Origin of the sequence: Pseudomonas sp. UME65, from assembly GCF_014170225.1 — a bacterium.
In the GTDB taxonomy this organism is placed as follows: Bacteria; Pseudomonadota; Gammaproteobacteria; order Pseudomonadales; family Pseudomonadaceae; genus Aquipseudomonas; species Aquipseudomonas protegens.
On record NZ_LZZQ01000006.1, the window covers coordinates 35,411 to 50,610 of the forward strand.

Here is a 15,200-nt window from a genome sequence, read left to right on the forward strand (position 1 = left end):
TGCGCCATGAATGCACTGACCCGCCCCGACACCCCCCAAGCGGCCCTGGAACACAACGCCCAGGCCCTGCAGCGGGCCCGCGTCCTGCTGCAGCAAACCCTGGATTTCATCCGCGAGCAGGCCCGGCCCTGGAGCGGCAGCGGCCTGGCCAGGGCCAGCGACGACCCCTATGTGATCAGCCGCTTTGGCGACCTGAGCATCCGCATCGACCTGGCCGCGGCCCTGCAGGAGCGGGCCCAGCGCCAGATAGAACAAGAGCCGGACCCGGCGGAAGTTGCGGTGGCCCTGGCCGAGGCGGCGATTGCCGCGGGCCAGGCGCTGCTGGCGGCCAGCGACGCCGAGTTCGAACTCACCGGTCAGCGCAGCCCGCAGCCCCAGAGCCTGGATGACCCGCTGCGCTGGAAATACCAACTGATCGGCAACTACCGCCTCAATGGCGTGCCACCCCAAGGTTTCAGGAGTGTTGTGTGATGTCCCGTGAAATCCGCCTCAACGCCTTCGACATGAACTGTGTCGGCCACCAGTCGCCGGGCCTCTGGGCCCACCCCCGGGACCGCTCCTGGCAGTACAAGGACCTGGAGTACTGGACCGACCTGGCGAAAATTCTTGAAAAGGGCAAGTTCGACGGGTTGTTCATCGCCGATGTGCTGGGCATCTACGACGTCTACAACGGCAACGGCGAGGCAGCGATCCGCCAGGCCGCCCAGGTCCCGGTGAACGACCCGCTGCAGCTGATCCCGCCCATGGCCCTGGTCACCGAGCACCTGGGCTTCGGCCTCACCGCGTCGCTGTCCTTCGAGCACCCGTACCCCTTCGCCCGGCGCCTATCCACCCTCGATCACCTGACGAAGGGCCGCGCCGGCTGGAACATCGTCACCTCCTACCTGGAGAGCGGGGCCAAGAACATCGGGCAGCAGGCCCAGACCGAACACGACGCTCGCTACGACTACGCCGAGGAGTACCTGGAGGTCTGCTACAAGCTCTGGGAAGGCAGTTGGGAAGACGGCGCGATCCTGCGCGACCGCGAGCGACGGATCTTCAGCGACCCGAGCAAGATCCACGAGATCCGCCATGTCGGCAAACACTTCCAGGTGCCGGGCATCCACCTCTGCGAGCCGTCGCCGCAACGTACCCCGGTGCTCTACCAGGCCGGGGCATCCAGCCGGGGCAAGCAGTTCGCCGCCGAGCAGGCCGAATGCGTGTTCGTCGCCGCGCCGTCCAAGGTGCTGCTGAAAAAGACCGTGGCCGACATCCGCCGCCGGGCCGCCGAGGCCGGGCGCGATCCGTCGAAGATCCTGATCTTCAACCTGCAGACGGTGATCCTGGGCGAGACCGACGCCAAGGCCAAGGCCAAGTTCGAGGAATACAAATCCTGGGTCAGCTATGAGGGCGCCATGGCGCTGATTTCCGGCTGGACCGGCATCGACTTCAGCCGCTTCAAGCCCGACGAGCCCCTCAAGCACGTGCACACCAACGCCATCCAGTCGGCGGTGGAGGCCTTCTCCACGGCAGACCCGAACAAGGTCTGGACACCCCATGAACTGGCGGACTGGGTGGGCATCGGCGGCTTTGGCCCGTTGTTCGTCGGTAGCCCGGAAACCGTCGCCGACCTGCTTCAGGAATGGGTGGAAGAAACCGACGTCGACGGCTTCAACCTGGCGTATGCGCTGACCCACGAAAGCTTTATCGACGCCGTGGAACTGCTGGTGCCGGAGTTGCAGAAGCGGGGCGTCTACAAGACCGAATACGCCCCGGGCACCCTGCGGGAAAAACTCTTCGGCGCCGGCCCGCGCCTGCCCGAAAGCCACCCGGGCAGCGCCTGGCGCAACCTGGGCGGGCAACGCCAAACAGCCGCGCAACGTGCCAGCGCCTGAACCCCGCGCCCTGTAGGAGCTGGCTCGCCAGCGAAGGGGCCCACGCCTCCGCCGGCAAGCCGGCTCCTACAAGCGAAAAGGCCCACAAGGCCCCCCGTTCATTTCCAGCCAGCGGACCACCGCACGCGATTGCCAAGAGATCGAGGTCAACTCATGAGCGTGCATGAACTCAAGCGTGCGCCGAGCGCGGATTCGCCAGCGCCCCAGGCCCGGCTGCAGTTGAGCGGGGCCCTGGAGCGGTTGCGCCATTGGGCCCAGGTCAGCCCGTTGCACAACGCCTTGCGCCATAAGCGCCACGGCCACTGGTACGCCTGGCGCTGGATCGACGCCCTGCGGGACGTCGAGCGCCTGGCCGACGGCCTGCGCCAGCAGGGCCTGACCCCGGATTCGCGGTTGGCAGTCAGCGCCCGCTTCGAACCGGACCTGCTCCTGCTGGCCCTGGCGGCCCACAGCCTTGGCGCCGAGGTGCTGAGCCTGGACGACGAGCTGCCGCCCCAAGCCCTGCGCCAGACCCTGTGGCGCCTGCAACCGAGCCACGCCTTCGTGCATTCGCGCCAGCAGGTGCTGGATTGGGTCGCCGCCAGTGAAAACGCTCTGGCCCCGCAGTTGCTGATTGCCGGGCAAGCCTTGCCGCGCCTGCCGGAAGGCGCGCATCTGCCCCTGCTGGAATTGCGCGAGCTGCTGGGCCGGGGCGAGCCACCCCGGCGCCAGGCCAATTGGCGCGCCCCGGTCGGCAGCGGCCAATTGTGGAGCGAGGAGGGCACGCAATGGCAGGAGGGCCTGACGGTGCTGCTGGAGCAATGGCTGGGCAGTGGCCAGTGCCTGGCCTTCGCCGAAAGCCGCGGCTCGACCAGCCGCGACCGGCGGGAGGTGGCCCCCAGCGGTCTGCTGCTGTCGCCCCAGCGCCTGCAACGCCTGGCGGACGAGATCGAGAGCCGCCTGGCGCCCCCCGACAGCTGGCGCCGACGCCTGTGCGAGTGGGCCTTGGCCCATCCCCAGGGCCTGTTGGCGCGCCTGCTCAAGCATCGGGTGCGCCGCCTGCTGGGCTTTTCTCGCCTGCAATTCATCTGGCAGGCCCCCCAGGCCACGACGCCACCGGCCACCCCGGCCTGGATCGTCGAATTCACACGGAACATTGCATGAGCCACGCCGAATCCATTTTGCAAGTCAGTGACATCTCCCTGTCGTTCAAGGGGGTCAAGGCCATCAATCAACTGTCGTTCGAGGTGCGCCGGGGCGAGATCTGTGCCCTGATCGGCCCCAATGGCGCGGGCAAGAGTTCGCTGCTCAACGTGCTCAACGGGGTCTATCGCTTTGACGCCGGGACCATCGTGTTCGAGCGCCAGCCGTTGCAGCGCATCGACCCGCTGGACGCCGCGCGCCGGGGCATCGGCCGCACGTTCCAGAACAACGCGCTGTTCAAGAAGATGAGCGTGCTGGACAACCTGCTCACCGGCCTTTCGCGCCACTCCCGCGCGCGCTTCATCGAACAGGCCCTGGGCTTGCCCCGGGCCCGCCGTGAAGCCCGGGCATTCCGCCAGCTGGCCGAAGGCATCCTGCAGTTTCTGGAATTGCAGGCATTGCGCGATGTGCCGGTGGGCAACCTGGCCTATGGCCTGCAAAAGCGCGTCGAGTTGGGCAGGGCGCTGATCGCCGGGCCCAGCCTGTTGCTGCTGGACGAACCCCTGGCCGGAATGAATGCCGAGGAGAAGCAGGAAATGGCCCGCTTCATCGCCGACATCAACCGTGACCTGGGCACCACCGTGGTGCTGATCGAGCACGACATGGCGGTGGTCATGGACCTGTGCGACCACGTGGTGGTGCTCGACTACGGACGCAAGGTGGGCGATGGCACACCGGCCGAGGTCCAGGCCAACCCCGAGGTGATCGCCGCTTACCTGGGGGCCGTGCACTGATGGCATTCTTCTTCGAAACCCTGCTCGGCGGTCTGCTGGCCGGCACCCTGTATTCACTGGTGGCCATCGGCTTCGTGCTGATCTACAAGGCCAGTGGCGTGTTCAATTTCGCCCAGGGCTCGATGCTGCTGTTCGCCGCGCTGACCTTCGTCAGCCTGCACGAGCAGGGCGTGCCTTTCGCCCTGGCACTGTTGCTGACGGTGCTGGTGATGATCCTCGGCGCCTGGCTGATCGAACGCCTGGTGCTGCGGCCCTTGGTCAACCGCTCGCCGATCACCCTGTTCATGGCCACCCTGGGCCTGTCGTTCATCATCGAGGGCCTGGCCCAGGGCCTGATGGGCTCCCAGGTGAGGGCCCTGGACCTGGGCATCGACGATGTGCCGCTGTTCCTCGGGCCGCTGATGGTCAGCCAGTTCGACCTGATTGCCGCGGCCACCGCCCTGGTGCTGGTGACGGTGCTGGCGCTGCTGTTCAACAAGACCCGCATCGGCATCTCGCTGCGGGCGGTGGCCGACGACACCACGGCGGCGCTGTCCATCGGCATCAACCTCAACCGCATCTGGCAGATCGTCTGGGCGGTGGCCGGGGTGGTGGGGCTGGTGGCCGGGCTGCTCTGGGGGGCCCGGCAAGGGGTGCAGTTCTCTCTATCGCTGGTGGTGCTCAAGGCGCTGCCGGTGCTGATCATCGGCGGCTTCACCTCGATCGGCGGGGCGATTGCCGGCGGCCTGATCGTGGGCGCCGCCGAAAACCTGGCGGAGGTCTATATCGGCCCGCTGATTGGCGGCGGCATCAGCCCCTGGTTCGCCTATGTCCTGGCCCTGGCCTTCCTCTACATCCGCCCCGCCGGCCTGTTCGGCGAGCGGGCCATCGAGCGAGTGTGAATTGATGTCCCTTCTTCTGACGCGGCAAACCGCCCCCTTGCTGCTGGTCCAGCGCCGCCTGCCCTGGGGCCTGGCCGGCCTGTTGCTGCTGGCCTTCGGCGTGGTGCCGGTGCTGGGCAACGACTATTGGCTCAACGCGATCCTGATTCCGTTCCTGGTGCTGTCCCTGGCCGGGCTCGGGCTCAACCTGCTTTCCGGCTACACCGGCCAGACCTCGGTGGGCGCCGCCGGCTTCATGGCCGTGGGGGCCTTTGCCACCTACGGTATTCTGCTGCGCCTGCCGCAGCTGGGGCTGCCCCTGGCCCTGCTCGGCGGCGGCCTGATCAGCGCCCTGGTGGGCTGGCTGTTCGGCCTGCCCAGCTCGCGGATCAAGGGTTTCTACCTGATGGTTAGCACCCTGGCGGCGCAGTTCTTCCTGGAGTGGCTGTTCGTCAAGTTTCCCTGGTTCTACAACTACGGTTCCTCGGGCACCATTTCGGCGCCGCAGTTGAGCCTGCTGGGCCATGACCTGAACCACCCCCAGGGACGCTACCTGCTGACCCTGGTGACGGTGCTGCTGTTGACCTGGGTCGCGCAGAACCTGGTGCGCAGCCAGGTCGGGCGCAACTGGATGGCGATCCGCGACATGGACACCGCCGCCGCGGTGATCGGCATCCCGGTGGCCCGCTACAAACGCCAGGCGTTTGCCGTCAGCTCGTTCTACCTGGGCATCGCCGGTGCGCTGTGGGCCTTCGCCTACCTGGGCACCGCCAGCGCCAGCAGCTTCGATATCAATCGTTCGTTCCAGATCCTCTTCATCATCATTATCGGCGGCATGGGCAGCGTGGCCGGCAACTTCGTCGGCGCGGCCTTCATCAGCCTGTTGCCGATTCTCCTCAGCCATGCCGGGCAGGCGCTGCTGGGCGGGGCGGTGGACGCCGGGCAGTTGCAGAACCTGCAGAAAATCATTTTCGGCGTGCTGATCATCCTGTTCCTGATCAAGGAACCCGAGGGCCTGATCCGCTTGCTGGGCAACTTGCGCGAGCGCCTGCGGCACTGGCCGCTGCGCTTCTGAATTCCTCCTCCCAGAACAGAGAGACAACATGCGTGCATCCTTGAAAGCTTCCCTGGCCGGCGCGGCGTTGATGCTGGCGGCGGCCGTTGCCCCGGCAGCCCAGGCCGGGCCGGACCAGCAGTTCTTCCCCCTGGCCACCTACCGGGTCGGCGCCTATGCCTCCAGCGGGGTGCAGGTGTGGGCCGGGATGATCGACTACCTGAACTACATCAACCAGGTGGAGGGCGGCATCAACGGGGTCAAGCTGGTGTGGCAGGAGTGCGAGACCGAATGGACTGCCGAGAAGGGCATCGAGTGCTACGAGCGCTTCAAGAACGGCCTGGATGGCGCACCGGTAGCGGTCTACCAGCCCAACGGCGCACCGGCGGCCTATGCCCTGAGTGAGCGTGCCGAGGTGGACAAAATCCCGCTGATCACCCTGGGCTACGGCCGCACCGAAGCCACCGACGGCACGGTGTTCCCCTACAACTTCCCGGTGATGCTGACGTTCTACAGCGAGGCCTCGACCCTGGTGAACTACATCGCCCAGCGCGAGGGCGGGTTCGACCGGCTCAAGGGCAAGAAGATCGCCACGCTTTATCACGACTCCGCCTATGGCCGGGAAACCCTCGGGCCGCTCAAGCTGCTGGCCGAGAAGTACGGTTTCGAGAACATCCAGATCCCGGTGGCCGATCCGGGCAACGAGCAGTCGGCGCAATGGCGGCAGATCCGCCAGCAGAACCCGGACTGGGTGTTCCTGCGCACCTGGGGCGTGTCCACCCCGGTGGCGGTGAAGACCGCCGCGCGCTTCGGCTTCCCGGTGGACCACATCATCGGCGATATCTGGGCCAGCTCCAGCGAAGACGTGCTGCCGGCCGGCGCCGCGGCCAAGGGCTACCTGGCGCTGACGCCCTACCCGGCGGGCAGTGACTTCGAGATCCACAAGCGCCTCAAGCAGTACATCCTCGATACCGGCAAGAGCGACCTCAAGGACCTGAAGAATTTCGGCAGCGTGTACTACAACTCCGGCCTGGTGAACGCGGCGGTGGCGGTGGAGGCGATCCGGACCGCCCAGGGCAAGTTCGGCAAGCGCCCGCTCAATGGCGAGGAAGGGCGCTGGGGCCTGGAACACCTGAACATCGACGACGCCCGGCTCAAGGACATGGGTTACCTGGGGCTGATGCAGAACCTCAAGCTGTCCTGCCGCGATCACGAAGGTGGCGGCGCGGCCCGGGTGCAGCAATGGGACGGCGCCAACTGGACCCTGATCAGCGAGTGGATTGCCGCCGACCGCGCGCTGCTACGGCCGCTGATCGACGAAAAGGCCGCGGCCTTTGCCAAGGAGAAGCGCCTGGTGCCCCGTACATGCAACGAGGGTGACTGAACCATGAGCCACAGCGCTACGGCCGCGACGGCCGAGACCTTGCTGCAGGTACAGGACATCGAGGTGATCTACGACGGCGTGATCCTGGCGCTGGCCGGGGTATCTTTGAGCGTGCCCCGGGGGGCCATCGTCGCCTTGCTGGGGGCCAATGGCGCCGGCAAGAGCACCACCCTCAAGGCCATTTCCGGGCTGGTGCGGGCCGAGCGTGCCGAGCTCAGCCGCGGCGCCATCGCCTTTGCCGGGCAGGACCTGGCCGGGGTCGACCCCAGCCAGCGGGTGCGCCATGGCATGGTGCATGTGCTGGAAGGGCGCCACGTCTTCCCCCAGTTGACGGTGGAAGACAACCTGCGCGCCGGCGGCTTTGTCCGTGGCCTGGGCCGGCGCCAGCTGGAACAGGACCTGGAGCGTATCTACAGCTGGTTTCCGCGGCTGCTGACCAAGCGCCGGGTGCGCGCCGGGCTGACCTCCGGTGGCGAGCAGCAGATGCTGGCCATCGGCCGGGCGTTGATGACTCGTCCTACTTTGGTACTGCTGGATGAACCGTCCATGGGCCTGGCGCCTATTATCGTCCAGGAGATTTTCCAGATCGTCGCCCAGCTCAATCGCGAGGCGGGGGTGAGCTTTCTGATCGCCGAGCAAAGCATTAATCTGGCGCTCAAGTACGCTTCCCATGCCTACCTGCTGGACACCGGCCGCGTGGCCTTGTCCGGCAGCGCCGAGCAACTGCTGGCCCGGGGCGACCTGCAGGATTTCTACCTGGGCAAACACTGACCGTGAGCATTCCATGAGCCAAACCCACACCGGACAGGCAACCCCTGCCACCCGTGATGCGCCAATCCTGATCGTCGGCGGCGGCCTCAGCGGCGCCTTGCTGGCCGCCCAGTTGCTGCGCCTGCCGGGCCAGCGACGGATCCTGGTCATAGAACCGCGCAGCGAGCTGGGGCGCGGCGAGGCCTACAGCGCCGTGGAGCTGGGGCACACCCTCAATGGCAACGCCGCGCGCATGAGCGTCGACCCGGACAACGCCGACGACCTGACCCAATGGCTGGCCCGGCACATTGCCGAGGGCGGCTGGCCCGAGTCGGACCGCCAGCATGTGCCGGTCAGCGAACTGTTTCCACCCCGCGGGCTGTTTGGTGTCTACGTCCAGCAGCGCCTGGCCGAGGCCCAGGTGCAGGGCCGGGCGCAGGGCTCCTCGTTGAGCCATGTGCAGGGCGAGGCGGTGGACCTGGAAACCGGCCCTGACGGCGTGCTACTGACCCTGGCCGATGGCCGGCAACTGCCCGGCGCGGTGGCGGTGCTGGCCACCGGCATGTTCCCGGCGGCGCGTACCCCGCAGACCCGCTCCAGCGGCCTGAATGCCGCGGCGCTGGACCCCTGGGATGTGGCCGCCATGGCCCGCCTCGATCCCCGGGCGACGGTGCTGATCATCGGTTCCGGGCTGACCATGGTGGACGCCGTGGTGTCCCTGGAGCAGGCCGGGCATCGTGGGCCGATCGAGGTGTTTTCCCGGCATGGGCTGCTGCCGCACGTGCGCCGCCAGCCCCCGGCCTGGGAGGACTTTCTCGGTGCCGACCCGAGCATCCGCAGCCCTCGGCAACTGCTGCGGGCGCTGCGCCAGCAATGCCGCGCGGCCGAGGCCCAAGGCATCGACTGGCAGGCCCCGCTGGACACGGTGCGGGTGCATATAGGGCGCCTGTGGAGCCAGGCCAGCGAGGTGCACAAACGCCAGTTCGTGCGCCATGTACGGCCCTGGTGGGAAAGCCATCACCATCGCTCGCCGCCCCTGAGCGCCGAGCTGGTGGCGCGCTTGCATGAAGAAGGGCGGTTGCGGATTCATGCCGCTTGCTACCAGGGCCTGGAGCCGGGCGACGAAGGCCGGCTGGCGATCCGCCTGCGCTACCGCGGCAGCCAGGACAGCGTGCGCATGGCGGGCGATGCCCTGATCAACTCCAGCGGCATCGAATACGACTGGCGCCGGGTGGCGCGGCCCTTGCCGCGCCAGCTGCTGGCCCGCGGCCTGGTGACACCCGGGCCTTTGGCCCTGGGCATCAGCGCCGCACCCGATGGTGCCGTGCACAACGCCCAGGGCCAGGCCTGCGAGCGCCTGTTCGCCATGGGGCCGCCCTTGCGTGGCCTGTGGTGGGAAAGCACCGCCGTCACCGACGTCGCCCTGCAGGCCAAGGCCCTGGCCGCGCGCCTGGCCAACCACCAACCGTAGGCGCTGGCTTGCCAGCGAAGGCGCCCGCAAGATCGCCTTCGCCGGCAAGCCGGCTCCTACAGTGCCACCCAGCGCTGTTCGGCGGCGGCAGTGCGGATCGCCGCGGCCAGGCGCTCCACTTCCCAGGCTTCAGCGAAATCCGTGCCGTCCCGGCCCTGGCCGCACAGGGCCATGATCAATTCGTGAACTTCCAGGGTCTTGAGTTCGTTGTAGCCCAGCTGGTGCCCCGGGGCCGGGCTGAAGGCCGCGTAGCCGGGCAGGGCGGGCCCGGCCAGCAGGCGCTGGAAACCCTTCTGGCCGACCCGGTACAGGCGCAGTTCGTTGAGGCGTTCCTGGTCGAACGCCAGGGTGCCGAGGGTGCCGCTGATCTCGAAGCTCAGGTGGTTCTTGTAACCATGCTTGATCCAGCTGCTGCTCAGCGTGCCCCGCGCGCCATTGGCAAAGCGCAGCAGGGCATGGGCCTGGTCATCCACGGCGATGGCGCGGCGTTCCTGGCTGCCGGCTTCGGTGGGGCGTTGCAGGTGCACGGTCTGGGTATCGGCGCACACCGCCTGCACCGGCCCCATGAGAAAGCGTGCCATGGCCAGCAGGTGGCTGCCCAGGTCCGCCAGGGCGCCGCCGGCGTGCTGCGGCTCGCAACGCCAGGACCAGGGGGCATCCGGGTCGGCCATGAAGTCTTCGCTGAACTCGCCCTGGAAACTCACCAGTTGCCCCAGTTCGCCGTTGCCGATCATGTCCCTGGCCTGGGCGATCACCGGGTTGTGCTGGTAGTTGTAGCCCACCCGGGTCACCACCCCGGCGGCCTGGGCCGCGTGGTGCATCTGCCGGGCCTGTTCGACGCTGACCGCCAGGGGCTTTTCGCAGTACACCGCCTTGCCTGCGGCCAGCGCCGCCATGGCCATGGGGAAGTGCAGGTGGTTGGGGGTGGTGATGGCCACCAGGTTGACCCGGGGGTTGGCCACCAGGGCCTGCCAGTCGGCATGGGCCTGGGCAAAGCCCCAGGCGCCGGCGCAGTGTTCGCCGCGCTGGGCGTCGGCGTCGGCCAGGGCCGCCAGGTGCAGGCGCACCGGCAATTCGAAGACCGCGCCGGCACTGCGAAACGCCAGGGCGTGGGCACGCCCCATGAAACCGGTGCCGATCAAACCAATGCCGAGCTCGTCCATAACCGCACCTGCAGAATTATTGTTCTAGGGAAGGCTAGTTATGGAATAAATATTCTTTAATTGCAATTGGTGGAATTAAAATTTTGAAAGACGCCTGTAGGAGCCGGCTCGCCGGCGAAAAGGGCCGCCTGAGTTGCGCCGGGCTCAAGGCCCTCTTCGCTGGCAAGCCAGCTCCTGCGGGAAATGAAAAAGGCAGCCCGGAGGCTGCCTTTGTTGTGGTGCAAGCGGGCCTCAGGAGAGGAAGCCGCCGTCCACATTGAGCGAGACACCCGTGGTGTAGCTGGAGGCGTCGCTGGCCAGGTAGAGCACCGCGCCGGCCATTTCGCTGGGGTCGGCCACGCGCTTGAGGGGGATCTGCGCCAGGGCGGTCTTGAGGATGGCGTCGTTCTTGACCAGGGCCGAGGCGAACTTGGTATCGGTCAGGCCCGGCAGCAGGGCGTTGCAGCGGATGCCGAACTGCGCGCATTCCTTGGCGAAGACCTTGGTCATGTTGATCACCGCGGCCTTGGTCACCGAGTAGATGCCCTGGAAGATCCCCGGCGAGATGCCGTTGATCGAGGCCACGTTGATGATGCTGCCGCCGCCGTTTTCGCGCATCAGCTTGCCGGCTTCCACCGACATGAAGAAGTAGCCGCGGATGTTGACGTCGACGGTCTTCTGGAAGGCCCCCAGGTCAGTGTCCAGGACGTTGCAGAATTGCGGATTGGTCGCGGCGTTGTTGACCAGGATGTCCAGGCGCCCGAACTGTTCGCGAATGCCGGCGAAGACTTGGCTGATCTGCTCCATTTCACCGATGTGGCAGGCAATGGCGGTGGCCTTGCCGCCGGCGGCGATGATCGCGTCGGCCACGTGCTGGCAACCTTCGAGCTTGCGGCTCGACACGATGACATGGGCGCCTTGCTGGGCCAGCAACTTGGCAATGGCCTCACCGATGCCGCGGCTGGCGCCGGAGACGAATGCGATCTTGCCGTCGAGGTCGAACAACTGAGTCTTGGACATGGTTTTTCCTTGTTTTGGCTGTCGAGCGCCGGGGCGCGGTCAGAGGCTGGATTTGTGAATGACCTGCAGGCTCATCTGCTCCAGCAGTTTGTTCATGTGAATGAACTGCGCGAAGCGTTTGTCCTGGGTCTGGCCATGGTAGAAGCGGTAGTAGATCTGCTGCACGATGCCGGCCAGGCGGAACAGGCCGTAGGTGTAGTAGAAGTCGAAGTTGCCGATTTCGATTCCCGCGCGCTCGGCGTAGTAGTCGACGAACTGCTGGCGGGTGAGCATGCCCGGGGCGTTGCTCGGCTGGCGGCGCATCAGTTGCACCGGTGCCGGGTCGCCGGCCTCGATCCAGTAGGCCAGGGTGTTGCCCAGGTCCATCAGCGGGTCGCCCAGGGTGGTCAGTTCCCAGTCCAGCACGCCGATGATCTGCATCGGGTTCTGTGGGTCGAGGATCACGTTGTCGAAGCGGTAGTCGTTGTGCACGATGCTCGAGGTCGGGTGGTCGGCGGGCATCTTCTCGTTGAGCCAGGCCTTGACCTTTTCCCAGTGCGGCGCGTCCGGGGTCAGGGCCTTCTCGTAGCGGTCGCTCCAGCCCTTGATCTGGCGCTGCACATAGCCTTCGGGCTTGCCCAGGTCACCCAGGCCGCAGGCGCTGTAGTCGACCCGGTGCAGCTCGACGAAACGATCGATGAAGCTCTTGCACAGGGCCTCGGTCTGGCCGGCATCCAGGCCCAGCTCCGGCGGCAGGTCGGAGCGCAGGATGATGCCCTTGACCCGTTCCATGACATAGAACTCGGCGCCGATCACCGACTCGTCGGTGCAGTGCACGTAGGCTTTGGGGCAGTAGGGGAAACCGTCCTTGAGCTGGTTGAGAATGCGGAACTCGCGGCCCATGTCGTGGGCCGACTTGGCCTTGTGGCCGAAGGGCGGGCGACGCAGGACAAACTCCTGCCCGGGGTATTCCAGCAGGTAGGTGAGGTTCGAGGCACCGCCCGGGAACTGGCTGATCTGCGGCGTACCGCTCAGGCCGGGAATGTGCGCCTTGAGGTACGGGTCGATCAGGTTGGCATCGAGTTCCTCGCCTGAGCGAGTGCGGGTGGACTGGTCTGTAAGCGCCATGCTTATCCCTTCTGCTTATTCTGGAGGCCAGAGATTATTGGCTAATCTAATGCGCCTACCGGCCCCTCACAATCGCGGCGGGCCTTTATAGGTGCGCGTGTTGCCGGACAATCATTGCTTTTGATACAAGCGTTTGAATTTAGCCCCGTGTGTCTACGACCCGATGAGACCAAGCCCCCGCAGGAGCCATGCAGGCACAGAGGTTGTCCGCCCCACGAGCATAGGTGTTGACTCGGGGCTGGGTCAGTTCGGTGCCGGCAGGGCCAGCGGGGTCAGCAGTGGCCGGCCTTCGAAGTGAGCCAGCAGGTTCTGGCCGACCATCGCCACGGTATCGCGGCTGGCCTGGGGCGAAAGGCCGGCGACGTGGGGCGTGAGCACCACGTTGTCGAGCACCTTGAGGGCGTCCGGGACTTGGGGTTCGTCATCGAACACATCCAGGGCCGCGCCGGCAATCCGCCGCTGCTGCAGGGCCTGCAGCAGGGCGTTGGTGTCCACCACGCTGGCCCGGGCGATGTTCACCAGGAAACCTTCGGGGCCAAGGGCTTCCAGCACCGGCTGGTCCACCAGGTGCCGGGTGTCGGCGCCGCCCGGGGTGGCGATTACCAGGACGTCCGAGTCCCGGGCCAGTTCCACCAGGGTCGGGCAGAAGCGGTAGGGCTGGTCGGGGCGTGGCTGGCGGCTGTGGTAGCTCACCGGCATGTCGAAGCCCAGGGCGCAGCGCCGGGCGATGGCCTGGCCCACGGCGCCGAGGCCGAGCACCCCCAGGCGCATGCCGGCCAGGGACGGGCGCAGCACCTTCGGCCAGTGTCCCTGGCGTACCGCGGCGTCGGACTGGGGAATGCCGCGCACCAGGGCCAGCAACAGGGCCAGGGCATGATCGGCCACGGACGAGGCGTTGACCCCGGCGCCATTGGTTACCGCGATCCCGCGATTGCTCGCCGCTTGCAGGTCCACTTGCTCATAGCCGGCGCCGATCACGCAGATGATCTGCAATCGGGGCAGGGCGGCGATTTCCGCCGCGCTCAGCCCCAGGGGGCCACGGGTCAGCACCGCATCGATCTGCCCGGCGTGGTCCCGGATCGCCTGGGCCCGGGTCTGTGGGGTGGGTGCCAGGATCAGCCTGAAACCCAGGTCTTCGAGGTGCGGCAGGTAGGCGTTGACGTTTTCAACCAGGACCAGAACGGTGGCGCGCATGGCGGACTCCTCGTGGGTTAGCGGGGCAGGGGTTGGCGCAATTGAAAGATGTTGCCTTCCGGGTCGATGCCGTCGCAGGCTCGGGCGTCCTTGAATTGCCATTCGCGCTCGGCTTCGTACACCCGGCCACCGGCCTTGGCAGCGCGCTGTCGGGCCCGGGCCAGGTCGTCTACCTGGAACAGCGGCTTGCAGGCGCAATCGCTGCGGGGCAGCGGCGGTTCCTGGAGGACGATGCGCGCAGCAATCGCTGGCGGCACCTGGACCAGGGTCAGCTCGAAGCCCTGGTGGGCCAGTTGCTGGTAGTCGGCTTGCTGTTCGGTGATGGGCCAGCCCAGCAGTTCGGCATAGAAGCGGGCGAGGGAAGGTGGATCAAGGCTGTAGAGGAGGCAGCCGGCGATCGTCGTGGCGCTCATGGAGGGTTCCATACGGGCAGGGGCGAAGGCTCAAGGGTGCGGGTTGCGAGGGATTTTGGCAATGCTCGCCGGCACCGTTCCCGGGGGCATCACGCCATGATCGGCGTGCCCGGGGCGGTGTGGGAACGATGGGGTCAGAAGGTTACGTCGGCGGTTGTGGCCAGGCGCACGAAGGGGCCGTTCAGGGTGGCGTTATGGTGGGCGATGATGGTTCTTGCCCCGATCAGCGGCGTGTCCATGCAGGTATGGGCGTCCTCCACCAGCACGGCGGCAAAGCCCAGGTCGCCGGCGGCGCGGCAGGTGGTATCGACGCAGTACTGGGTCTTCATGCCGACGATCACCAGTTCATTGACCTGGGCCTCCTGCAGGCGCTCGGCCAGCCCGGTGCCGACAAAGCAACTGGGGCGGGTCTTGTCCAGTACGCAGTCCAGCTCTTCATCCACTTCCAGGGTCGGCAGCAGTTGCCAGAACGCACTGCCGGCGGCAATCGGGGATTCGGCGGGGCCGGTATGGCGCACGGCGAAGATCGGCGCTCCGGCCTGGCGGGCACGGCGGATCAGTTGGTTGATGTTTTCCAGGACCTGCTCGCGCTTGTAGGGCTTGTCCGGTCCATTGAACAACCCGACCTGCATGTCGATCACCAGCAGGGCACGCTTGGCGTTGGATAAAGGCATCTTGTCTCTCCTTGTAGTGCCAGCTGGACGGAGAAACAAAAGGCCCCGTCCATTGCTGGCGGGGCCTTGGTTCTACTGTGCTTGTGTCATCCCGCACAGCCACCACACGACCCGCCGGAGGCAGTCGTGGTGGTGGAGGTAGGGTTCAGCGCGTAGATATTCATGGGGTCCGATCATGCCGCCTGCCCGTGAGGCTTGTCAACGCGGCCCGCTAGGGGCCGGCTTGCCGGCGAATGGCGTCTTCAGGCGGGCGCCTTTCGCTGGCAAGCCAGCTCCTGCAGAACCCGGATTGAGCGGGAGAGGGCCGGGCCAGACGCTTTCCCATCAAACGAAAAAATACC

The 15,200-nt window shown here is 66.7% G+C and carries 15 protein-coding genes; 9 read left to right on the forward strand and 6 right to left on the reverse strand.

What is annotated here, in order from left to right; all coding sequences use genetic code 11:
• The first annotated feature begins 6 nt into the window (after nucleotides 1-6).
• The 9 genes from A9971_RS07070 to A9971_RS07110 all read left to right on the forward strand — a co-directional run bounded on the left by A9971_RS07070 (nucleotide 7) and on the right by A9971_RS07110 (nucleotide 9,309).
• On the forward strand, nucleotides 7-471 hold the full coding sequence (locus A9971_RS07070; RefSeq protein ID WP_183001536.1) for an acyl-CoA dehydrogenase: 465 nt from the start codon (nucleotides 7-9) through the stop codon (nucleotides 469-471).
• The gene (locus A9971_RS07075; protein WP_011060913.1) at nucleotides 471-1,874 is read left to right on the forward strand and encodes an LLM class flavin-dependent oxidoreductase; all 1,404 of its coding nucleotides are present in this window, start codon (nucleotides 471-473) and stop codon (nucleotides 1,872-1,874) included. Before A9971_RS07070 ends, A9971_RS07075 begins: the two co-directional genes overlap by 1 nt.
• A gap of 153 nt (nucleotides 1,875-2,027) precedes the next feature.
• Complete coding sequence (locus tag A9971_RS07080) at nucleotides 2,028-3,017, forward strand: AMP-binding protein (protein ID WP_183001537.1); 990 nt, start codon at nucleotides 2,028-2,030, stop codon at nucleotides 3,015-3,017.
• Entirely contained in the window at nucleotides 3,014-3,790 is a 777-nt protein-coding gene (locus A9971_RS07085; protein ID WP_011060915.1) for an ABC transporter ATP-binding protein, read from the forward strand. Before A9971_RS07080 ends, A9971_RS07085 begins: the two co-directional genes overlap by 4 nt.
• Nucleotides 3,790-4,671: a branched-chain amino acid ABC transporter permease gene (locus tag A9971_RS07090; RefSeq protein WP_011060916.1), complete on the forward strand. Its 882-nt coding sequence runs from the start codon at nucleotides 3,790-3,792 to the stop codon at nucleotides 4,669-4,671. Before A9971_RS07085 ends, A9971_RS07090 begins: the two co-directional genes overlap by 1 nt.
• A gap of 4 nt (nucleotides 4,672-4,675) precedes the next feature.
• On the forward strand, nucleotides 4,676-5,725 hold the full coding sequence (locus A9971_RS07095; RefSeq protein WP_183001632.1) for a branched-chain amino acid ABC transporter permease: 1,050 nt from the start codon (nucleotides 4,676-4,678) through the stop codon (nucleotides 5,723-5,725).
• A gap of 28 nt (nucleotides 5,726-5,753) precedes the next feature.
• The gene (locus A9971_RS07100) at nucleotides 5,754-7,088 is read left to right on the forward strand and encodes an ABC transporter substrate-binding protein (protein ID WP_183001633.1); all 1,335 of its coding nucleotides are present in this window, start codon (nucleotides 5,754-5,756) and stop codon (nucleotides 7,086-7,088) included.
• A gap of 3 nt (nucleotides 7,089-7,091) precedes the next feature.
• On the forward strand, nucleotides 7,092-7,859 hold the full coding sequence (locus A9971_RS07105; protein WP_123430921.1) for an ABC transporter ATP-binding protein: 768 nt from the start codon (nucleotides 7,092-7,094) through the stop codon (nucleotides 7,857-7,859).
• 13 nt (nucleotides 7,860-7,872) lie between these two features.
• Nucleotides 7,873-9,309, forward strand: a complete 1,437-nt coding sequence (locus A9971_RS07110; RefSeq protein ID WP_183001634.1) for an FAD/NAD(P)-binding protein — start codon at nucleotides 7,873-7,875, stop codon at nucleotides 9,307-9,309.
• Nucleotides 9,310-9,365: 56 nt separating this feature from the next.
• On the opposite strand, the gene A9971_RS07115 is transcribed toward A9971_RS07110, so the two are convergent.
• From A9971_RS07115 to A9971_RS07140, 6 genes are all read right to left on the reverse strand, one after another.
• Nucleotides 9,366-10,472: a Gfo/Idh/MocA family protein gene (locus A9971_RS07115; RefSeq protein ID WP_011060921.1), complete on the reverse strand. Its 1,107-nt coding sequence runs from the start codon at nucleotides 10,470-10,472 to the stop codon at nucleotides 9,366-9,368.
• A gap of 231 nt (nucleotides 10,473-10,703) precedes the next feature.
• A complete protein-coding gene (locus tag A9971_RS07120) occupies nucleotides 10,704-11,471 on the reverse strand; it encodes an SDR family oxidoreductase (protein ID WP_011060922.1) in 768 nt (255 codons plus the stop codon).
• Nucleotides 11,472-11,510: 39 nt separating this feature from the next.
• Complete coding sequence (locus A9971_RS07125; RefSeq protein ID WP_011060923.1) at nucleotides 11,511-12,578, reverse strand: phosphotransferase family protein; 1,068 nt, start codon at nucleotides 12,576-12,578, stop codon at nucleotides 11,511-11,513.
• 243 nt (nucleotides 12,579-12,821) lie between these two features.
• Nucleotides 12,822-13,772, reverse strand: a complete 951-nt coding sequence (locus tag A9971_RS07130; RefSeq protein WP_065363844.1) for a 2-hydroxyacid dehydrogenase — start codon at nucleotides 13,770-13,772, stop codon at nucleotides 12,822-12,824.
• A 17-nt stretch (nucleotides 13,773-13,789) separates the two neighbouring features.
• Nucleotides 13,790-14,185 carry a VOC family protein gene (locus tag A9971_RS07135; protein ID WP_019094301.1) on the reverse strand — a complete coding sequence of 132 codons (396 nt, stop codon included), beginning with the start codon at nucleotides 14,183-14,185 and terminating at the stop codon, nucleotides 13,790-13,792.
• Between the two features lie 134 nt (nucleotides 14,186-14,319).
• A complete protein-coding gene (locus A9971_RS07140; protein WP_152686163.1) occupies nucleotides 14,320-14,859 on the reverse strand; it encodes a cysteine hydrolase family protein in 540 nt (179 codons plus the stop codon).
• Nucleotides 14,860-15,200 lie beyond the last annotated feature (341 nt).